The sequence below is a fragment of the Methanolapillus ohkumae genome (assembly GCF_032594355.1).
In the GTDB taxonomy this organism is placed as follows: Archaea; Halobacteriota; Methanosarcinia; order Methanosarcinales; family Methanosarcinaceae; genus Methanolapillus; species Methanolapillus ohkumae.
On the sequence record NZ_CP131061.1, the window covers coordinates 1,644,178 to 1,665,992 of the forward strand.

At 38.8% G+C, this 21,815-nt stretch carries 22 protein-coding genes and 1 pseudogene; all 23 read right to left on the reverse strand.

Annotation, left to right across the window (positions count from 1 at the left end):
* Positions 1–218: 218 nt before the first annotated feature.
* Complete coding sequence (locus MsAm2_RS07225) at positions 219–422, reverse strand: hypothetical protein (RefSeq protein ID WP_338097576.1); 204 nt, start codon at positions 420–422, stop codon at positions 219–221.
* A gap of 326 nt (positions 423–748) precedes the next feature.
* Positions 749–1,714: a hypothetical protein gene (locus tag MsAm2_RS07230; RefSeq protein WP_338097577.1), complete on the reverse strand. Its 966-nt coding sequence runs from the start codon at positions 1,712–1,714 to the stop codon at positions 749–751.
* Between the two features lie 632 nt (positions 1,715–2,346).
* Positions 2,347–2,670: pseudogene (locus tag MsAm2_RS07235) on the reverse strand (V-type ATP synthase subunit D); the annotation flags it as partial.
* A 275-nt stretch (positions 2,671–2,945) separates the two neighbouring features.
* On the reverse strand, positions 2,946–3,803 hold the full coding sequence (locus tag MsAm2_RS07240) for a hypothetical protein (protein ID WP_338097578.1): 858 nt from the start codon (positions 3,801–3,803) through the stop codon (positions 2,946–2,948).
* 459 nt (positions 3,804–4,262) lie between these two features.
* Complete coding sequence (locus MsAm2_RS07245) at positions 4,263–4,907, reverse strand: V-type ATP synthase subunit D (protein WP_338097579.1); 645 nt, start codon at positions 4,905–4,907, stop codon at positions 4,263–4,265.
* Between the two features lie 5 nt (positions 4,908–4,912).
* A complete protein-coding gene (locus tag MsAm2_RS07250) occupies positions 4,913–6,289 on the reverse strand; it encodes a V-type ATP synthase subunit B (protein WP_338097580.1) in 1,377 nt (458 codons plus the stop codon).
* A gap of 1 nt (position 6,290) precedes the next feature.
* Positions 6,291–8,033 (reverse strand): ATP synthase subunit A, encoded by a 1,743-nt coding sequence (locus MsAm2_RS07255; RefSeq protein ID WP_338097581.1) that lies wholly within the window; start codon positions 8,031–8,033, stop codon positions 6,291–6,293.
* A complete protein-coding gene (locus MsAm2_RS07260) occupies positions 8,024–8,326 on the reverse strand; it encodes a V-type ATP synthase subunit F (protein ID WP_338097582.1) in 303 nt (100 codons plus the stop codon). Before MsAm2_RS07260 ends, MsAm2_RS07255 begins: the two co-directional genes overlap by 10 nt.
* Positions 8,326–9,483, reverse strand: a complete 1,158-nt coding sequence (ahaC, locus tag MsAm2_RS07265; RefSeq protein WP_338097583.1) for an ATP synthase A1 subunit C — start codon at positions 9,481–9,483, stop codon at positions 8,326–8,328. The genes MsAm2_RS07260 and ahaC overlap by 1 nt, the downstream gene beginning before the upstream one ends.
* A 5-nt stretch (positions 9,484–9,488) precedes the next feature.
* Entirely contained in the window at positions 9,489–10,040 is a 552-nt protein-coding gene (locus MsAm2_RS07270; RefSeq protein WP_338097585.1) for a V-type ATP synthase subunit E, read from the reverse strand.
* Positions 10,041–10,114: 74 nt separating this feature from the next.
* Complete coding sequence (locus MsAm2_RS07275) at positions 10,115–10,327, reverse strand: V-type ATP synthase subunit K (protein ID WP_338097586.1); 213 nt, start codon at positions 10,325–10,327, stop codon at positions 10,115–10,117.
* A gap of 4 nt (positions 10,328–10,331) precedes the next feature.
* Positions 10,332–12,302 (reverse strand): V-type ATP synthase subunit I, encoded by a 1,971-nt coding sequence (locus tag MsAm2_RS07280; RefSeq protein WP_338097587.1) that lies wholly within the window; start codon positions 12,300–12,302, stop codon positions 10,332–10,334.
* A complete protein-coding gene (locus tag MsAm2_RS07285; protein ID WP_338097588.1) occupies positions 12,299–12,625 on the reverse strand; it encodes an ATP synthase archaeal subunit H in 327 nt (108 codons plus the stop codon). Before MsAm2_RS07285 ends, MsAm2_RS07280 begins: the two co-directional genes overlap by 4 nt.
* Before the next feature lie 467 nt (positions 12,626–13,092).
* Positions 13,093–13,410, reverse strand: a complete 318-nt coding sequence (locus MsAm2_RS07290; protein ID WP_338097589.1) for a hypothetical protein — start codon at positions 13,408–13,410, stop codon at positions 13,093–13,095.
* Between the two features lie 55 nt (positions 13,411–13,465).
* On the reverse strand, positions 13,466–14,326 hold the full coding sequence (locus tag MsAm2_RS07295) for a hypothetical protein (protein ID WP_338097591.1): 861 nt from the start codon (positions 14,324–14,326) through the stop codon (positions 13,466–13,468).
* A gap of 265 nt (positions 14,327–14,591) precedes the next feature.
* Positions 14,592–14,939 carry a hypothetical protein gene (locus tag MsAm2_RS07300; protein ID WP_338097592.1) on the reverse strand — a complete coding sequence of 116 codons (348 nt, stop codon included), beginning with the start codon at positions 14,937–14,939 and terminating at the stop codon, positions 14,592–14,594.
* A 61-nt stretch (positions 14,940–15,000) separates the two neighbouring features.
* Complete coding sequence (locus tag MsAm2_RS07305) at positions 15,001–15,936, reverse strand: hypothetical protein (protein ID WP_338097593.1); 936 nt, start codon at positions 15,934–15,936, stop codon at positions 15,001–15,003.
* Between the two features lie 436 nt (positions 15,937–16,372).
* Positions 16,373–16,714 carry a hypothetical protein gene (locus MsAm2_RS07310; protein ID WP_338097594.1) on the reverse strand — a complete coding sequence of 114 codons (342 nt, stop codon included), beginning with the start codon at positions 16,712–16,714 and terminating at the stop codon, positions 16,373–16,375.
* Positions 16,715–17,316: 602 nt separating this feature from the next.
* Positions 17,317–18,171 (reverse strand): hypothetical protein, encoded by an 855-nt coding sequence (locus MsAm2_RS07315; protein WP_338097595.1) that lies wholly within the window; start codon positions 18,169–18,171, stop codon positions 17,317–17,319.
* A 301-nt stretch (positions 18,172–18,472) separates the two neighbouring features.
* Positions 18,473–18,826, reverse strand: coding sequence for a hypothetical protein (locus tag MsAm2_RS07320; protein ID WP_338097596.1), 354 nt, complete (start codon positions 18,824–18,826; stop codon positions 18,473–18,475).
* Positions 18,827–19,188: 362 nt separating this feature from the next.
* Positions 19,189–20,064, reverse strand: coding sequence for a hypothetical protein (locus tag MsAm2_RS07325; protein ID WP_338097597.1), 876 nt, complete (start codon positions 20,062–20,064; stop codon positions 19,189–19,191).
* A 485-nt stretch (positions 20,065–20,549) separates the two neighbouring features.
* A complete protein-coding gene (locus tag MsAm2_RS07330; RefSeq protein WP_338097598.1) occupies positions 20,550–21,146 on the reverse strand; it encodes an RNA-binding domain-containing protein in 597 nt (198 codons plus the stop codon).
* Entirely contained in the window at positions 21,124–21,699 is a 576-nt protein-coding gene (locus MsAm2_RS07335; RefSeq protein ID WP_338097599.1) for an AAA family ATPase, read from the reverse strand. Before MsAm2_RS07335 ends, MsAm2_RS07330 begins: the two co-directional genes overlap by 23 nt.
* Positions 21,700–21,815 lie beyond the last annotated feature (116 nt).

Sequence of the window (21,815 nt, forward strand, 5' to 3'; positions counted from 1 at the left end):
ATTAAAAGTGGTGATGTATTATTGATGCACTTTTTCATTATCGATACGAATAGAAATGGTATAATGAACATTGCGATGAGAGAGACGATCGCAAATATCGAAAATGCTGTTGCTGAATCCATGTTATCAAATCATTGTTTCTCAAAATTAATTTCCATCGTAAATATCATAAGTTTCTTGTTTTAAATCTTTTCTGTTTTTGAAAAACATTTTCAGGCTTAAAAAACCAAAACAAATGACAGAACACTTAAAAAGAAATAAATGAAATAGTAAAGTCCCCTCACATCGCTTTGTTGTTCATTTGTTGAAGCGCACCAGCCGGCCAGACCACCTAAAAATCCTGCTGTCAAATAAAGAATCATATAGAATTGCAAAAAATTAGCTGAATCATACCCGACTAGAAAATAAGAACACACAGGCATTAAAAACCCCAACAAAATGGATAAAATTCGACTTTTGGTTAAGACCCCAAAACCAAAAACGCCGACATAAAACAAAGAGTACTACAATATGAAAAGGAGAAGGGAGACTGATGAATATAAGAAATAACTGTCCAGTAAAAATAACAGAAAAATAAAGGATAAAATAAGCACAACAAAAAGGATAAGGTTATTTTGGGGTGTAGGAAAATATTTCATTTTGATCAAACGCCTGTAATTTCAATTATTAATAATAATAAAACAAAAAATAAAAGAGATAAATGATGAATAAACTAAAACATCATTTAACTCATTTTCGATTTTAAATATCATTGACCAAAAATAATATGAATCGGATTTGCATGATATGCGTCAGCTGCATTTGCATCAGGAGTCAAGCTAAAACCCATGCCGATTGAAGGAGTTGGAATACCACCAAACGAAAGCCCAATACTTCCTGTTACATCATGCTTTTGATGAATATATGAAAAATAAATATCCATGATTCCATCATCCGGCATTAATGCAGAAGCGCGTAGACGTATTGAACCCTCCCCTTCTTTTGCATAACTTCCAAGGGGTCCCGGTTGATCATTTTGGACAAGTGGATAGAATATACCTCTAGTATACATACCATCTACTTGAGACCAATTGTTATAATAAAACACTTCATCCCATTGAGATAAATCTTCAATCCAATACCATATTTCTGCTGTAATATTATAATTGGGATCCACATGAAAAGTCGAAGGAGAACTTTCCCATCCAATTCCAAGTGCTTCAGTTAAATTTGAAAATGGTTTAACGTTCCATGAATACTCATAATAAAGAATTGCAGAAGATTCTGGACTGCCGTTTGGATAATATCCACGAATCCAATCTGCATGAGTTTGGATTGTACATGTGGCTGATGCAATTGACAAATCTTGAGCTGAATCCAAGTTTCGAATTGTTTGAATAGCTTCATCACCATATCCCAAACTTTTCAATTTATCGTCAGAATAGGAGGAATTCAAATTTTCTAAATGTTCTCTAAAATTATCCGCATAAGATGAAAATTCTCGGATCTCTTCCAAGTTGTATCCTTCTGATACTAATTGATTTGTGGATTTAGAAAGTTGCTCTTCAATGAAATCATATTCATTAAAAACAACTGTTGATATTTCAGTCGTCCCTGAATCAATAACCGTTAAATTTTCGGGGACGTACATTTCGTCCTCTCCCGCAAAAGCAGGAGCAATAAGGGCCATTAAAACAATTAAGGCACATATTAAACTCACAAATTTAGTTTTCATATTTAATCTCCTTAATGATTTTATCAAACATTTATTTAATATACCTTAAAATCAAGATAGGAGCGAATTCTACGAAGACCGTTTGAATTCTACTCACCATCAAACAAATGGCTATTGCCAACTTTGACTTGGTAATAATCAGATGGTGAGTGCTCATTTTTATTCAAAATAAACCCACACATTAAGCAGAAAAATTCATGATTTCTTTTTTTCAAATCATTCATGAATTTCCACAAAAAATTATTTGAGGCGATTTTATAAATAATAATCGTTTTATAATTTTAGAAATATAATTATAAAAACGATGTATTAAAAACAACATTCGGCTGAAATGAAAAATTTACTTTAAAAAATATTATTTCAAAAAGAAGGTTTTTTAAAATAGTATTTTTTCAAAAACAAAAAACAAACGAAAAACAAAAAATTAAACAAATCAAAACCGAGCGAACGGAAAAATCAAATAACACAGAAAAAAACCACCCTTAACTTTTTTGTTTTCACGAAAAAATCTGACGCCATTGCGCGCGCGAGATGCCGTCCCAAAACAAAATGAAAGAAGAAAAAACAGAAAAGGAAAGAAAAAACGAAAAAAGAAAAGCAAAAAAAAAAAGTAAAAAGTTAAAGAAAACTCTTTAACTTTCGGCATCCGCCATTGCTTTCTTTTGTTTAATCTTTTTCAAACTGGACATGCTTTCACGTTCCATTTCCTCAAGACGGAGGCGGATGAACTTGACCTGCTCTTGGAATTCCGGAATCACCTTAAATTCCAGCGCGTTCACACGGCGCTTGGTTTTCTCGATATCATCCAAAAGTCTCTTCATGGTGGTTTCAAGTTCCACGGCGACGATGATTTTTTCCACGAGAACTTCGTAGGCGTCGGCCACCTCATCAATGTATGTGTCCGTTCCGAGGAGACTGTAGCCGCGTTCATGGAGCGGTTTTTTAACCGAGCTCGTAAATGAATTTATTTTTGTTCATATTTTGCACTCTTTGATCTAATTATAAATTCCAAAATAGAAACAACAAGTAGAAGAGGAAACGAAACAATTGCCACAACGAGTAAAAAATTTTGTAGAGGTTGAGGCAAAACAAAGTTTTTGCCGATCAGGACATGACCGATCATCAAAAACGCACAGATAAACAATAGAATAACACATATTTTTCCAATTGTGCTTAAAATCTTGATCCATTGAGAGAAATTACTCATTGACGGTCACATCTCTGAAAGAAATTAAAAACTAACAACAATATTCGAATACTTTACGGATTCTCCGTTGTTATCCATATCCCATGGACCAAAATCAGATCCGGCTTCACCAGCTCCATACGTCGCTGCACTTCCAGAAATCTTTAAATATGCAATATATTGATGGCCCCCTTGTAAATTCACAGTGACACCGTTGTTGAAACTACGATTTACTTCAGACCATGAAACTGCACCACCTGATTGTTGATAAATGGTTGTGGAGTAAGACGTTCCTGTTGTTTGGTCCAATACAACTAACTCTACAAGAGTGTTACTTGATCCACCACCAAAAGCTGTTGTAAGCCCATAAAGCTGACCACTCATTCGAATATTTGCTGCTTTTGACCCCGTACCATTCACATAAAAAGATTTTCCAACCCAAGACCATGCGCCACATCCACCAGCTCCAGCCGGTCCAGACATTGCGACTTCTCTTGCTTGCCTGGATGAGAGATTGTAGTCGGAACCATTGAACATTATAGATGACCCCCATCTTGATTTTCCAAAATCCCCACAATCAGCCGTTGTAAAAGTTACATTAGTTCCCAATTTAATAGGAGTGGCGGTAGTAACCGCTGCCAATTGAGATTTTTGAAGAAATTTTTGTGAATTAACATTTACAGACGATTGAATCTCTTGTTCATTTTGTTTTTCAATTGCCCATGTAATTTTCTGAGCCATTTTAAATGCTTCTTGTTCTGAGATATTCTGTGTATTAGAAACACTAATTACAGATAATTCAGAAAGATCAAATTTTTCATTATTGCTGATTTGAGCCATACTTGGAACAACCAATGCCATCAAAACAATGAGAGAAATGATTAAATTCATAATTTTTTTCATATTTATCTCCTTATCTTTTATTTTTTTTTAAAACGTCCTATTTAATATACTTTTAAATCAAGATAGGAGTGAATTCTACTAAGCACTGAATTCACTCACCATCAAGCATAAGATTATTGCCAATGCAACTTGTCAATAATCAGATGGTGAGTCCTCATTTTAATTTTATTGGATTTTCACAAATCACTAATATATTTGAATGTATAAATATTTTATGGGCATTTTGAAACTAAAATTACCTACATGAATCTGTCCAAACGAACATTTTTCATGTCGACAATACCATTTTTCAAAAAAAAAAAAAAAGATATACAAGTATAATTGATTTTATCATCAAATCAATACACAACCGTAAGAATTTATATTCATTCAAAAAAAGAAAAATTTAGAAAAATCTAAATTTTTAAACAAACAAGAAAATGAAAAAAGAAAACGAAAATAGTTTGAATGAGATTTCTCTCATTCTGAAACTTCAATTGCCGCTTTCTTTTGTTTAATCTTTTTCAAACTGGACATGCTTTCACGTTCCATTTCCTCAAGACGGAGGCGGATGAACTTGACCTGCTCTTGGAATTCCGGAATCACCTTAAATTCCAGCGCGTTCACACGGCGCTTGGTTTTCTCGATATCATCCAAAAGTCTTTTCATAGTGGTTTCAAGTTCCGCGGCGACGATAATCTTTTCAACAAGAATTTCGTACGCGTCAGCCACATCATCAATGTAGGTGTCCGTTCCAACGAGACCGTAACCCCGCTCATGGAGCGGCTTTCGGACACGGCTTCCGTGGATTTTCGGAACGACGACACCCATAATGTTGGTGTTCTTGAGTTCAATGGTCGGGACAGCATCAACGGCAAAAGACGCGGATTTGAGCGTAAACGAACCATCGACCGCGCTGGCCAAATTTGATTTTTGGACAGCGAACGCATAGGCTTTGTCTAACTCTTCTCGGACGCCTCTTGCTTGATTCAGAATCTTGAAAAATTCAAGAATCAAACCGTCCCGCTTCATTTTGAGCAACTTGTACCCATTCTGAGACAATTTGATTTTTTTCTGAACGTCCTGAAGCTCAGAACGCGTCGGCTTTACATCTTTAACAGCCATTGATATCACTCGGCTTTCTTCGGATAGTACTTGTCAATGTATTTGTTATCGATTCTGTGCAAATACTGTTTTGGAAGGCTTCCTAAAATTCCCCAGCCCACATTGAGGGTGTCCTCAATCGTTCTGTTTTCCATTCGTCCCTGGCGGACGAATTTGTCTTCAAAGAGGTCGGCAAATTCCAAAATCTTTTTGTCACGGTCCGAAAGCGCTTCCTTTCCAACGATTGCGACAAGCCCGCGGAGGTCACGTCCTTCGGCATAACCGGCATACAGCTGGTCGGAAACCGCCTTGTGGTCTTCCCGGGTCTTTCCGTTTCCGATACCAAGGTTCATCAAACGGGAAAGAGACGGCAAAACGTTAACGGGCGGATAAATTCCTTTTCTGTGCAACTCACGGGAAACCACAATCTGTCCTTCGGTAATGTATCCGGACAAGTCAGGAATCGGGTGGGTGATGTCGTCGCCCGGCATGGTCAAAATCGGAATCTGAGTGACAGATCCTTTGTTTCCTTTAATGACACCGGCACGCTCGTAAATACCGGCCAAGTCGGTGTACATGTAACCCGGGTAACCGCGGCGGGCCGGAACTTCTTCACGGGCCGCACCCATCTGACGGAGCGCTTCACAATAGTTGGTGACGTCCGTTAAGATAACGAGAACGTGCATATTGTGTTCGTAAGCCAAATATTCGGCAGCGGTGAGCGCCATTTTCGGCGTAATCAACCGCTCGACCGCAGGGTCGTCGGCTAAATTCAAGAAGACGACCGCCCGTTCCAGAGCGCCGGTCTTTTCAAAGTCAGCCATTGCGTATTGAGCTTCTTCATTCGTAATACCCATGGCGGCAAACACCACGGCGAACTTCTCTTCAGAACCCGGAACACGGGCCTGACGCGCGATCTGAAGCGCAATTTCCATATGCGGAAGACCGGAAGCGGAGAAAATCGGAAGTTTTTGGCCACGGACGAGTGTATTTGTCCCATCAATGGTCGAAATACCGGTTTGAATGAATTCCTTGGGTTGCGCCCGAGAGTATGGGTTCATCGCAGCACCGTGGATATCCATCACTTTTTCCGGAATGATTTGCGGGCCGCCGTCTCTGGGTTGACCGGAACCGGACAGAATTCTGCCAAGAAGATCAATCGATGCCGGAAGCTTTAACGTGTCGCCGGTAAAGACCACACTGCAGTCCGAATTGAGACCGCCCGTACCTTCGTAAACCTGAACGACCACAACATCTTCGGACGTATCCAGAACTTCTCCTCTTTTGACGGAACCGTCAGCCAATTTAATGTTCACGAATTCACCATAGCCGACCGGCTCTGTTTTCTCAACGAAAATCAACGGACCAGCCACTTGCGTGATTGTCTTGTATTCTTTGACCATTTTAATAACCTCCGCCGATGTTTGCGAATTCGGTTTCCATCTTGTTCATCACTTTTGTGAGCAACTCATCAAAGTTTTCTTCGTACTTGACTTTAGCCAATTCCGATTTGGATTCCATGTTGATGAGCGTTTTAACCAACGCGCCGTCCGCCAAGCGGGCTTGAGCGGTGTCGCCGTAGTACATAATGCTCTTGAGAAGCTTGTACTGGTGGTCAAAAGAACAATAGGTGTCGACCGGGTGGAAAGAGTTCTGTTGGAGGAAAATTTCCCGAATCATACGGGCCGTCTCAAGCGTCACCTGTTGGGATTCCGGCAAAGCGTCGGAGCCGACCAACTGAACGATTTCTAAGAGTTCGGATTCCACTTGGAGAATTTCCATCGCTTTGTTGCGCAAATCATTCCATTCCGGAGCCACGTTTTCCGTGTACCACGGGGCCAACGTGTCCATATAAAGCGTGTAACTGTTGAGCCAGTTAATCGCCGGGAAGTGTCTTTTCTGAGACAATTTGGAGTCCAAAGCCCAGAACACTTTTACGATACGGAGCGTGTTTTGCGTCACCGGCTCAGAGAAGTCGCCGCCAGCCGGAGAAACCGCACCGATAACGGTAATCGAACCGGTTTTGTTACAAAGCGATTCGGCCACACCGGCACGTTCATAGAATTCGGCAAGCCGTGCGGACAAATAAGCCGGATAACCTTCTTCACCGGGCATTTCTTCAAGACGCGAGGAAATTTCTCTCATCGCTTCGGCCCAGCGGGAAGTAGAGTCTGCCATTAAGGAAACGTCGTATCCCATGTCACGGAAGTATTCGGCAATCGTAATGCCCGTGTAAACGGAAGCTTCACGCGCTGCCACCGGCATGTTGGAGGTGTTCGCAATCAAAACCGTCCGTTCCATCAAGGGGCGTCCGGTTTGCGGGTCTTCGAGTTCCGGGAACTCGTTTAAAACTTCCGCCATTTCATTGCCACGTTCACCGCAACCGATGTAAACCACAATGTTTGCGTCACTCCACTTTGCAAGCTGCTGCTGAGTGACGGTTTTTCCGGAACCGAATGGACCCGGAATAGCTGCCGTTCCGCCTTTTGCGACCGGGAAGAGCGCGTCAAGAACACGCTGACCGGTAACGAGCGGAGTTTTCGGAGCCATCTTTTTGCTGACCGGACGCGGTCTTCTAACCGGCCACTTGTGGGCCATTTTGAGTTCCGTGCCGTCTTTTAATTTACCGATAACATCCACAACCGTGAAGCTACCGCTTTTAATTTCAGCAATTTCGCCACCGGCAAGGTTGGCCGGAACCATGATGCGGTGTTCAATGTTTGCGGTTTCTTGAACCACACCGATAATGTCTCCCGGTTTGACTTTGTCGCCTTTTTTGACGGTCGCTTTAAATTCCCAGAGTCTGTCATGGCTCAAGCCGTCAGCGGAAACTCCCCTGTGGATGAAATTTCCCATTTCATCTTTAAGGACGCTGAGCGGTCTTTGAATACCATCATAGATACTTTCGAGCAATCCCGGTCCAAGTTCAACCGAGAGGGGAAGACCTGTGTTTTCAACGGGTTCTCCCGGTTTGATTCCGGACGTATCCTCATAAACCTGAACGATGGATTTGTTTCCAACAATTTTAATGACTTCTCCCATAAGCCCTTCGTGACCGACTTTCACCACGTCATACATTTTTGTGTTTAAGCCGATAACGGTAACCACGGGACCCGCCACTCGATAAATTTTACCTTTTACTTCCACAGATCAACACCTACCGCCTGTTTGATTTTATCCCTTAAATTCGTTGAGCCGGCCCCCGCGCCACCCAAAGCAACAACTGTGGGCGAAACGGAATTGTTCAACATGACTTTTAAAGAGTCCGGCAGTTTTGAAATATCATCATTATGCATCACCAAAATGCCGACATCCTTGTCTTCAAGGACGGTTCGGACGGCGACATCAATGCCGACATTGTCGGTATCGTAAATTTTCCGGATACCGGCAAGACGAAATCCCGTCACGAAATCACTGTTTCCAACAACCGATATTTCCATCAGAGAATCACCAACTGGTCCTTGATTAAATCATTATCCATACCGACCGACTTACCGCGAACGATGATTCTCAAATTGCGAACCTCGTTGGATTTGTAAATAATGTATTCTAAAATCGGAATAATTGAGAGCAAATGACGACGAGAATTTACCGTCGCTTTCGTCAAATTGTACCTTAAAAGGCGGGTTTCAGCTTCTGTTAAAGAAACCGAAGTTCTGCTGTCAAGAACCGGCGCAACGGCACCCCAGTAAGGTGTTTTTTGAAGAGCAACAATAAAGTCATCATAACACAATTTTTCAAACTTTTCCGCATCAAAGTCAAGTCCGTTTGGAATCAACATTGAAGAGACATCACCGATAACACATGCGTTTTCCGATGCGTTGCCCGCCGCTTTTGTGTCATGTTTTTTGACACGGAGAAGGAGCAATAAGTTTTTAATATCAATTTCCCGCCGGACAAACTGGTCAAACTGTCTCCGGTCGGCCGAGCCGGCATAGCCGATGGCTTCAAAGAGATGGTTATAATAAAATTTGTCCAACTCATTTTCGATTTCCGGAAGGTTGGATCCGTCAAACTTTTTCAAAATCGGTGCATAAATCGAGTCGCTAAAAGCCGCCAAGATTTCTTCCATGGATTTTGACACAAGCCCGGACAAAAATGTGTATCTCAGCATGCCGCCTGTGACGAGGGATTCTAAGATTTGTTCTTCGGAAATATGGTGAACTTTTCCGCGGAGAATGGTTTTGATATCATCGATATCGAAATACCGGAGATATTCTTGGACAAGTTCGTGCGGTTCGCCTTCGGTGATCCGTAAGATTTTCTGATAGGAGACCGCCATGTTTCTGTTCAGGGCGTGTTCAATCAGGTTGACGCCTTTAGATTCTCTTGAGAGGTCATCGATATCTTGTTTGTACTCGGATTCCCCGATTTTGCGTGTGATTTCATCCAAACTCATGTTAAGAAGTCTCGGATACGCATCGCGCGGCATGAGTTTTACCCGCATGGCTCGAATACGTGTCACAGCATACGGATAATTGGACGAGCCTTTTCCAAAGGACGGAAGACGCGTTGGAACGTATTTGGCGACGCTTTCCGGAAGTTTTTTCCGGGCGCTGACCGCCCATTCCTGAATCTTTTGCGAACTCTGACCCATTCAAATCACCCGTTGAGAATGTCCGATATGGATTTTAAGGAGCGGTCATAAACGGTTTTGATCATTAAGTCGTACGTAAAATCCAAGCGAACGTTGCCTTCCTTGTTTTCAATGACGATCCCGCCGATACAGTCGAGGTTGCCGCCATATTCCAATTTGGATAATTTTTTGACGATGTCTTCGGATTTTGCGTTGGAGTAAATTTTGTAACCGCCCTTCTCATGATTTTTAATCAGCGTTTTGAGATATTTTTCATTCTCATCGGCAGGCATGTTTTTAATTTTTTCAAGAGCCTGATCATAAACTTGATCCAAAAGGGCTTTGCGTCTGTTTAAAACAATCCGTTTGACCTCTAAGTTGGCACTTGACAATACCTGCTGGCGCTGCTGCTCGAGTTTTTCTTCGACCTCTAAAAGACGGGACCCCAATGCTTCTTTGGAAGCCTGACGGGCTTCGCCGATGATTTGAAGAGACGCAGCATCCGCTTCTTCTCCAATTCTTCGGACATCTGCTTTGGCGCCCTCAGTAATATCATTTAATACGATTTCCAGTCCCATTGCTAACACCTTTAAAAAATGAAGAGCAGAAAAAAATCTGCTCTTAACTTTTGTTTTCTTTTATCGATTCGAAATTACATCATGAGCGCAACGACGAGCCCGAAGATAACGATGGTTTCCGGGAGAACGGTTAAAATGAGCGCTTTACCGAAAAGACTTTCATTTTCAACCATGGCACCGATTGCGGCTGCACCGATGACTTTTTCGCCCCAGGCGGTGGCAAGTCCTGTTCCAAAGATTGCAATTGCTTTTGATAATGCGACGACTGATTCTGTTGTAAGTTCCATAAAATTATTCCTCCGTATATTTCTTAATATGTCCAAATGGTTTGTAAATTCTGCCCCCGCCTGTGTAGAATTTGCTGAACAATTCCACATACTGCAATCTGAGTGCGTGTAAGCCGGGAGCAATAATACTCAAAATGCAGTTTAAAGAGTGCCCGAGAATAAAGATCAGGAATGATACGATAATCATCAGGCTGAATCCGTCACTTGGCGTCCAAATGAAACCGCCAAACGACATATAATTCACAGTGGACGCGATATAGATGGAAGAAAGACCCACCGCAATAATACGGGTGTAGGACATGATGTTTCCGAGAAGTCCCGGAAGTTCGATCGGTCCTTTGATTCCTTCTCCTTTGTAAAGCATAACCAATCCGATCACTGTGACGAGTGCAAAAACGACCGTAAGCGGTAGAGATCCGAGTAAAACATAGGATGCCGCTGCGGCAATTACGCCAATCTCAATAATGACCCAGCTGAGCTTTTCGTTGGCGGCATGCATGATACCGTGTTGTTTTTTCACATTAAAGAATCCGACGATGAACCCGGCGTTAATGTGTAAAAATCCGAAAGCGGCTGTTGCGATTAAAAGTGTCATAATCATGTGTGTTCTGTGAATCGGGAACATGAAGGGTTCGCCCGGAACCAATGCGAAATTGGTAACGAGGGTGTCCCATCCCGGAATAAGTCCGGGCGTATACACGCCGTGCGATTCATATCCCGCAAGCGGGAATCCCATGAACTCACCATATATGATACCAAAAATCAAGGCTGAGATTTGACAATAAATAAGGACGTACATTAATGGTTTGATACCGTCTGATTTCATGAATTTTAAAACCAGGAACGCAACCGACATCAAAATAAGAGCGTATCCGATATCCCCAAGAATCATACCGTAGATGAGGGGGAAAGAAATCGCTAAAAGTGATGTGGGATCGATTTCGGTGTATTTGGGCCGGGAATACAAGTCGGTGACTGTTTCCATCGGGCTTGCCACTTTTTTGTTTTCATACGCGACCGGAACTTTCGCCGTTTCCTTTTCGTCGTGCATGTCAATTTCTTCGGTGGTAATAAAAACGCCGTTATCGGTTTTTGCGGCGATGGCTTGGACAAATTTGTCGTAATCATCGGCCGGGACGTAGCCTTCCAGTAAAAAAGCGTGTTCAGACGTGGCGATTCTTAAAGGCAGTTCGGATTTTTCGCTCAAAATACTTAAGAATTCATCGCTGGCAAGGATGAAATTTCCGTATTTTTGGTTGAGCTCTGAAATTTCCGCAGATAATGTCTCTATCTGTGCGTGTATGTCTGATTTTTCAGAATCAAGCTCTTGAACTAAGTCTGACGGTTTTCCGACTTTGTCCGGTGCCTTGGTTTCTTTGAATCCCATATCGGCAAGGAGTGATGCCACTTCTTTTTCGAATATTTTAGAGACAAACAAAACAATGAATTTGGAACCGGGTTCGCTATGAAGTTCATAAACGTCAGTAACTTCCCGCAGACGGGATTCGTTAAAAGAGGAGATTGTTCCGGAAAATACGGCCAAATTGTCGTATCCGCGGTAAGCGCTCAAATCAATATCAAAAGCCATGAACGGTGTAAGTTCCCGTTTGGCGGCATCAATTTCTTTGACACGTCCGTCGAGTTGGGACATTTTGTGGGTATTTTGGGTAATCTCGGCATCTATTTTATCAAGTTTTGTGTCCAGATCGCTTTTGACCGTCGATGTTTTCATCGGAACGGTTTCATCAGTCGGCTGAACGTTTAAAACGTTGGAAATAGAGCGGACTTTAACGAGTTTTCTTGAGACTTCTTCTCCGTATTCAATCGGGACCCCGATTGTAAAATCAGATTCGTCACCTTCAACGAAATCTTCGACGTGAAAAATATCCAGATCGTGTAAAACGTCAATCGTGGGTTGAAGATTTTTCTTGTGACCGGCGATTAAACACTTGGTCATTCGTTTCGAGTAACTCATACGCGTATCTCCCTCTCAAATTCCTCGAGTAAAAATGAAACTGCTTTTGGAATGTTTGATTGGGATTTCACAGCTACAGATTCAGCTTCACGAAGGCCTTCGTTGATAATGGCAGTGCGTTTGGCATCGAGTTCTTGCTCGCCTTTTCTTTGGGCTGCTTGTGCGGCTTTGACGGATTCTTCTTCTCCGTCTTCCAAGATTTGGCGGGCTTCGGCGCGTGCCTTTGCGATTTTTCTGTTCTTATCTTCGATAGCATCGCTTGTTGCTTTTTTTGCATCTTCTTCTGCCCTTTTAATTTCAGATAAGATTTCATTGTTAGCCATGCGAATACCGTCTCTAATTTTTAAAAAAATGACTCAATCAATCATTTCCAATCATTGAAAATAATTCAAACGGCAAAAACAGCTGTCAAACAGCCATTCATCTTGCCGAATTGTTTTTTGGACTTGCCGTTGTCAACCGCCGTTTTAAAACAAGCTGTTAACAATGAAAATCGTTGTCAAACAATCGTGATGAATTTGATCGATTTAAACCTAAGGGTAAGTAGACAATAATTACCCAATATATAAGCACATTGGTTACATTTTTCAGGCAACTTTTCGAATTTTTTGGGCCGTCTTTTTCACGAAATCTTTTTTTGGATATTCATGATTGTTCATGATTATAAAAATGATCAAAAGAAAAGCCGGAGATTATTGGTTTTTAAAAAAGGTGCCTGAATTCAAACGGATAAAAGACCCGCTCTGTTAAATACGTTTTGGAGAGGGAAAAATTAAGCTGAATGAAAAAATCATTTATCCTTTCCGAGAATGAATTTATATGTACCGAAAAGGATTGTAAAAAGCCCTGAAAAAAAGATAAAATCCTTGTGATACGGGTAATTTTGATCCGGATCGATGAAATGAAAAACATAAATCGAAACGGCCAACAGTATGAAAAAAATATCCAATCCCTTTTGCGTTTTAGCCGGAGAAAGTGAAAAGAAAATCATGAACGGTGCAAACATAATAATATCCATATTGAATTTTTGATCGATCAGATAAGAGTAAATAAGTCCACCAATGATTAAAATCAGTCCGATAAAACGCGCCAAAATTTCTTTTTTCATAAATAACACCTCGATTTGAAAAATTAAAATGGCAAGTATAACTTACCATTAAAATTTAAGAGATATAGTAATCCAATTCGAAATAGGCACACACAGGAGGAGGGAACCAAATCCCATAGGCGTTTGAACATGTTGGCGTATAAACTGGCCACAAGTAAGTAGAACTAAAGACATCTACAAAAATATCAGAATATTCCACACTACCTGCAGAAGCCCCGCTCAACAGGTAAAGCTCCATACCAAGTCCTACCAAATCAAGTGGAACAAGCCCTGTTAACAAACCAATAATTCCTAATGCCAGTCCCGTGTAAGAGATCATTTCTTCTACGGTGACATCATTTACAATTAAATTTGAATTGGATGGTGGACAACTTGCAAAATCGTGTACCTGATTAATCCCCGTAATCATTTCTGAAGAGGATCCAATTGTATCAATTTGTTTTTTACAGGAAAATGTTTGGATCTCTACATCTGAAACCCCATTTTTAATATAAGTTTGTTCAACTCTATATTCAACCGACTTTTTATTTTCATCCGTCTTGTATATATGAGTATTGAAATATTGTGAATCAGACTTGGAAAATATCTCGAATGAATTATTCAATGTATTCTGAGAAACATAAATTTCAAGTTTTTGGGGACTGTTGTCGATGCTAAAAGTTAATGATCCCGCAAAAACTGTATATTGATTCTCTTTTAAAACATTTAATTTGCTCACATCGAGATTTGAAATCTGAATTCCTTCTGCTTTTAAGAGTAATGTAATAATGTTTTCAAGATCCTTCGTTTCATCTTCATTCAATGAAGACATTTGAGACAAATCATACGCAGGAATAGCATTATTAGAGAAGGGGCTTTCATCTTCTTTCGCCATGGCAACCGGAACAAAAATTGCACAAACCAGAACGAATGCCATAAGGCATGACATAAAACTTAGTTTTTTCATAATTGTGGCCTTCTTTTTATTTTCACATATTTATTAACCTCTAATCTATTTTTGACAAGGATCAAGTTTCAAATAAGGATGTACAGAACTTGGCAAAAAATAGAACGTTATTGAGATATATATATAACTATATATTTTAATTAATATTTAATAAAAATAAAATATTTGATTGAATAAAGATTACAAGAATCTAGATTTAAACTTTTGAAATGAAAAAAGGAATAAACAAAGGGTCTTATCCCCATATTTTGAATTTTTTCCGATACCAACCTTCATACAAAACGAATCCGATAAAAGAAAGGAAGATCAAGAGAATTGTTGCCAGTTGAATTTTCGGATACCAATCAGCATCCATAAAATAAAACGCAAACAAGAACATGGATAATAAAATAAACAAGCATTTCCATAAAATAGAAATTTGCGGGACCACCAGAATGAAAGGGAGCACCGCCCAAGATATAACAAGCATGTCAACGGAATTGCCGGCAATATCCATAACATAAGTATCATACAAATGAAGGAGCAAAAAAGCAATTCCAAAAAAACTTAAAACCATTATTCGTTCTTTTTTTTCGTGGTTCATAAAATTCACCTGAAATTAAAAATAAAAAAAATAATTGCCAAGAGGCAATTATTAATATATATCAAACTGGAACATATTTATAATAGTGTGTTATTTCCAAATATATTCCAGGTGTTACAAAACCAGTAGGCATTGATACTGACATCCCATAAACACCTGACCCAGGATGATACATAAACCATGAAACCATTCCATAAAGAGAGGTATAAATGTCGGAGGTGTTGACATCTGAAAAATTGTTGAAGAAAATATTAACTATTTCTAAAGCAAGACCAACTATTACTAAAGCTACCGCAGTGGTAAGACCGCCAGAAAAAACTCCTGATAAAATAGTAATAACTGATGCTGCAGATAACAAATTTGAAAGTTTGATATCCTTTTTTAATAAAACACTAAAACGTGGAGGGTTGCTTGGTAAATTAAATTTTTTAAAAACATATTGAGTTGCATATAATAATTTGACATTATCTTCCTTATCTAAATTGACACTTTGCTTTAATGAATTCACATCTTTTTGCTGAGATATGTATTCATTTGATTTTTGAATAATACCATTTTCAATCAGAGTGGATTCTACGTTATATGTAATCAAATCATCTGATTCAAAAATTTGACTAATCATCACATTTAAGTAATCATTTTTTGATTTTGATATTATTTGGAAAGATTGATTTTCGAAATCAATATTTGTGTAAATATCATAGACTTTCACTTTTGAATCATTAATTTCGACGCAAGACATTATACCTGCCATAATAAAATTAGTTCCATCTTCTTGAATTTTTATATTGCTTAAATCAAAATTTGAAACTGAAATATTATCCATTTTTAAAAACATATAGACTAACTCTTCAACCTCAGCTAAATCTTCTTCATCCAAAGAAGACATTTTTGAGGTATCAACAACAGGCATTTTCATTTCAGCTAAAACTGCTTTTTCATTTTCTTTTGCCATAGTTACCGGAACAAAAAGTGCACAAAGAAGCACTAATGCCATCAGACATGACAATAAACTTATTTTTTTCATATGAATATTCCTCTTTTTATGTTATGCAAATAATTTATCAAAAATTCCGGAAAAATTTGACATATCCATATAAATTTTTAACATATATATATATATTATTGGGTGTAAAATAAGCGAAATCAAGCAATAGTTAAACATCCATAAAATTTAATTTATTCAAAAAATAATAAATTCATCAAAAAAATTCGGAGAAAATATTAAATATGTATAGATAAAACAATATTTTTTAAAGAAAGATATTTTAAAAAAATGTGTTTTGCAGTTAACAAAAAAAAATTATTAAATTTGAATTTACTAAAAAAAATACAATGGTTTTGCCAAACATAATTTGGATAAAATAAAAATTGTTTTTATTGAGAAAAAGAAAAAGAGGTCAAAGCTCCTTTTCACTTTCATAATTCATTTTTTAATAGAAAGAACCGGATTTGAATCCAAAAATAATACAACCCGCCGCCCCGGCCAAATAAATTCCAAGAAGCGGATAATGAAGGAAATCCGGTAAGAACGGATCTAAAAGCAATACGCAAAAGGCATAAGCACCCACGCTGAAAATAAACATTTTCCATGAGTCGGACATGGAATTTTTAGAGAGAATAGATTCACGAATGAATGCCGGCCACAGCGCATAAAATATACTGTATGATGGGAAGGATATGTAATCCGTGTAAAGGTCCAAACAGACCAAATAGGCCAGGCTGATGAAAGTAAAAACAAGATAAAACAAATTTGCAAACATTTTTTGGTTCATGATTTTGATTTCTCCTGTTATTCTCTTTTTTCAAATCTTTCCTGTTTTTCCTGTTTTTCCTGATAATATGCAAACGCGATTAAGAATAAAATAACAAGCCCCGTATAAACCGCGACCAGATAAAAACTCCAATCTTGCCCGAAAAAATAAAGGATATAAAATCCAGCCGCTGAAATTGTAAACCCGAAATACCACGCAGGAGATAATTTGAAACCGGACCCTAACCAGAAGAGAACCGGAACAAAAAATATAACGATTGTGTCATAAGGCAGCGGATGATTCAACAGATTTGTTGAGAGCGAGGGAAATAGAAAACCAAGAATAACAAAAAAGGAAGGAAAAAGGACGGATTTTTTAAAATTCAAAGAAAATTCCAACGAAATTTGTAAATAAAAAACCAAGAAGGTTAAAACAAACGCAACGATGAAACCGAGAACAACACAAATAAATCCGGATGGCGGAGGTTGTTCATAATTTAATGAAAAGGAGATTTCTGAAGCAAAATATCCCAACAAAATTAAAATAGTCGGGAGAAAAAATCTTAATTTTTGATAGATTGTATTTTGATTCATGTTTTGATTCACCGTCATTCTCCAAAAAGTTTACCGCAATTCTCGGACGAAAACGGATTCTCCGACATGATTTGTATACTTTCCTTCGCCGTCGGCATTAAATTTGGCGTACGGATACACTAAAACGTAATGATTCGGACCCAAATCCGGAGCAAGCCAAGAGTCTTCTTCCACATAAATCAAATACTTCTGCCCGACCACATAATCTCCCGGACCGCCGTTTTCCGCGCTCCACCATGTAAAATCCCCGACCGTCCCGCCGGAAGAACGCAAAAGAATGTATTTGGAATCTTTGAAACCTTTGGAATCTTTGGAATCCAACTTTCCTTTGTGAATTTTATTTACTTCAAGGACAGTATCCCAGTAAATAAACTCCCCGGGTCCGGTTATCGTTGAAAAATCAACAATCTCATCCCCGTTTTCATCCGTGTATTTTGAAATAGAAATACCTTTGGGCAGCGTGTTGTCCGGCGTGCTCCACCGGGCCGGCATTTTTTCCATGACCGTCACTTCCGCGACAATTTCTGCTTCGGTTTTCATCATGTCCGTTGACATATAAATCAGAGAAAACATCGGCCCGATCACCGGCACTTCCGGCAAACCCATTTGGGTCGCGATGTCGGAGCCGGAATCAGCCGCATCGTTGGGATAAAATGACAAATACTTGTCCAGATGGGAAACATAAGGAGTGTTTGGGTCCGTTTCTGAAAAAAGGTCGCGGGCCGGGTCAAAGGAAGAAACTTGCGCATCCTCTCTGAGGTCCAAGCCCGAATCGGGGTCTGAAAAAGAAACATATTCGGTATATCCGAGATATCCGATTCCGACGATGACAAAGAAAAAAATCGCAATAAAAATGGAATAATGAATGAGTTGCCGGTTGTCCACAATATCACACACCTTTGCCGCGGTTTTAAATTTTGATGAAATTTCGACGATTCCTGAGCATTGTTGTTTTGGTAGTTTTTTGAGTTTTGAGTTTTGAGTTTTTGAGTTTTTTAAATCGGTCTGTTTTTGAAAAAACAACCTGTAATATTTTATCAGACTTGATCCCTATAAATAATAATTCTTTTATTATTAATTTTAAATTATAAATTTTTAAATATGAAATTTTTATTTTGACAAAAATGAAATGAAAAAGAAAGAAAAACAAAATAAAAATGAAATAAATGAACAAAGAATTGAAAAATTAGGACTCAAAGTCCTTAAATTTTTTGAGATGGACGCCTTCATAAAAAACATAAATCAAAAAAATGATTGAGCCGGCAATTGTTATTACAAGCTGGGCATCCGAATACCAATTTTTTCCCATAAAATAAAAAACATAAAGAACAATGGAGAAAAAAATAGTTCCGATTTTCCACCCGATGTGAATGTTATTCAAAGGAAGCGTACCAGCCAAAAGAATTGGGACAAGAAGAAAAATAGAAAAACTGCTACGCATAGGATCATCCAAATAATAGGAATAATATCCGAAAATAAGAAGACCGATGATTAAAAAAAATGTGTAAACCGCAAGATATTCTTTTCTTTTTGCATTCATAAAAATCACTTTTTCTGAAATATTTTATAGGTTTTATAGGATATATACTTGTAAATTTTTAACTGTTTTTCTATTTTTCTTTTAATTTTTCATTTTGTTTCATTTGTTCCATTTTGTTTCATTTGTTCCATTTTGTTTCATTTTGTTTCATTTTGGTTTCATTTGTTCCATTTTGTTTCATTTGTTCCATTTATATTTTTGTGATGTAAAAGAAAATCTAACAAAATCAATGGTGTTGGACGCAAATGTAAAAAATGATAACATATTTCAAAGATTTTTCTGAAAAATATGTTAACATTTTCATTATTTAATGGCTACAATTCTTTGATTATTTTGTTTGATTGTTTGTTTTTGTTATTTTATTACTTGTAGTAGTAGTCAATTTCTCCGTAAAGCGGAACAGTCGGGTGTGCAAATCCCCAAGCCGGTGACGAGTTGTAACCGATGCGCGGGTAAATCGTAAAGAAGAAATCAATGTAGACATCGCGGGTTGAAACCCCAACTAAGCGATACATGAATTCATCAAACAATAATTCAGCGATCCAAAGAACAACTGTTGCGGTAATTCCCGTTGCGGTTCCGCCGGTTGCTGCTGCAGATGCTGCAACGCTGACAGCCAATGATGTTCCGGCCAAGAGATAGTAGAGGGATGCATCATTGTAAATTTTAATAGACCCGGAAGGGGCTTTAGTTGGCAAATCATATTTTGTCGCTTTTGCTCCAAAAGCCGGTGACGAAGATGTTATTTTCGGCTGCGAAAATGTTTCAACATTTTTTTGTGTTTGCCCGTTTTTGGTAATGATTTCCTCCATTTTGTATTCAACCGACGTCAAAGATTCCGAAGTCATGAAAAGATTCATTTCATACGTTTCGTCAGCGGATGTTGAAATAACCGTTGCGGATTTGTCGGTCCGGCTGAAATGCGAAGAAATTTCACGTTCGTTGGAACTGGATTTTAAACTTTGACCCGAAACATCATAAGTGATTTTGCCGGTTAAAATGAAATCCGTTTCATTTTCCATAATTCGGATTTGACTCAAATCAAGATTTTCAATTTGAATGCCTTGCAATTCAAGCATAGAATATGTCATTTTTTCGATTTCTTTTCGGTCGGTAGAATTTAAACCAAACGACACAGAACCCGCTTTTTCATTTGCTTGTGCCATTGCCATGGGTGACAAAAGTGCACAAAGAAATACCATGACCATCAAAGCCGATACTAAATTTAATTTATTCATGTTGGACCTCTTTTGATTTTTTTAATTTTTTAATTTTTAAGTTTCTACGTACTTTATTTCACAAAAATTTTGCAAGAAATTTTTTCCGGAAAAACACTTGACAAAAACCAAAAGGAGGCAAACTTTTATAAATACTTTTAATTTTACAAAATCAAAAGACTTATTACCATGTTTTTAAAAATAAGTCTGTTGATTGCGAATTATGTCTAAAATTGATTTCGTCCAAAAAAATGAAAAATTATTTTTCAATTCATTTTGTATACAATTGTTAAACAATATTAAAAATGAATGATGATTCTTAAATCTTTTGTTCCTGTTAAAAAGTTGAAAGCATGCCCAAAAAAATAAAAAGGGAGAAAAACCACCGGTTTAATCCGTTTTGAAAAAAATGTGTTGCCGTAACGCGTGCGAGTGCCGCTGCAATAAAAAAAAAGAAAAGAAAAGAAAAGAAAAGAAGAGTGAAAGACGGAAGATGGATTTGTTTTTTAAAACAGATCTTCCACCTTTAATTCATAAAGCGCAACGCCTTCCTTGGTCGGCGGCGCCAGCCACTCAATCACTTTGGCAAGACGAGCCGGCGAATCCGCTTGAATTTCAAGCTCAACCGAGCCAAGCGGTTCGGCATCCGCCGGAAAATTCAACCGCTTCACATAAGCCACCTGTTTGTTCAAAAAAATCACCGTTTTGGAAATTTCATCGCCGGAATCCGACTCCTCCAAAATTCCATGCTCCAATTCCGACCGCATCGTATCAATAATTTCTTCTCGCCGGACCAAATAATGAATTCCAAAAAGTAAATCAAGACCTCCAAAAAGACTGAGCTTTTGAACCAGAATCCCATCCGCCGTTGCCGGCGTACAAACGATCGTATTTTCCAAAACCGGAACTTCTGTTTTCGGGCGGCCGTAATTGACCAGATTTAAAATGGAACGCATGACTTTTTCCGGGTTTTCCGTCGGGAAAACAAATGCGGAAAAAGAAATATCGAATGGAGAATTTTGTGATGAACGAGAAGATAATTGAGAAGATAACTGAGAAGACAACTGACTCACTCCCTTTTTACAAATTTTTCCGGCCTTCATCCATCATTTCTTCGAAAAGCTTTCGGATTTTTTCTCGGTATTCGGAAAGAGAAGACTTATTTTCAATCACGCGGTCGGACGCCAAAATCGCGTCACCCATACCCCACCCGATTTCACGGTCATCACGCTCTTTAAGCTTTTCAATGGAATCCATATCATCTTCACGTTTTCGAATCACAATCCGCTCAAACCGCTCTTCCACAGGAGAATCAATCGCAATGGACACCAGCATAAAACCAGCGCCTAAATGTTCTTTGAAATAATCCACTTCCGCGATTCCGCGCACCCCATCAATCACCAAAACATTAGAACCGCTCACATTCATTTTTTCCTGAATCATAACCATGCAGCGTTTCGCAATAGCATCCATGCCTTCCGTTTTTCGAAGTTCCGTCGCGATTTTTCCGCCGTCGGCCGGATCAGCCCCGCGCAATTCCACTTCCCGGCGAATGACATCACCCATGGTCACGACCGGAATTCCCATTTCCCTCGCGACGTTGGACGCTTCTGATTTTCCTGATGCCGGCATGCCGACAAATGCAATAATTTTCAAAAAAGATCCCTCAAAAAGATAAATGGAGTTTTAATCCGAAACCCTCGGATTTATTTCACAAAGTAAATTGTGGATTACTTGTGGATTAAATCTTTTCATCCATTTTAAACCTATTC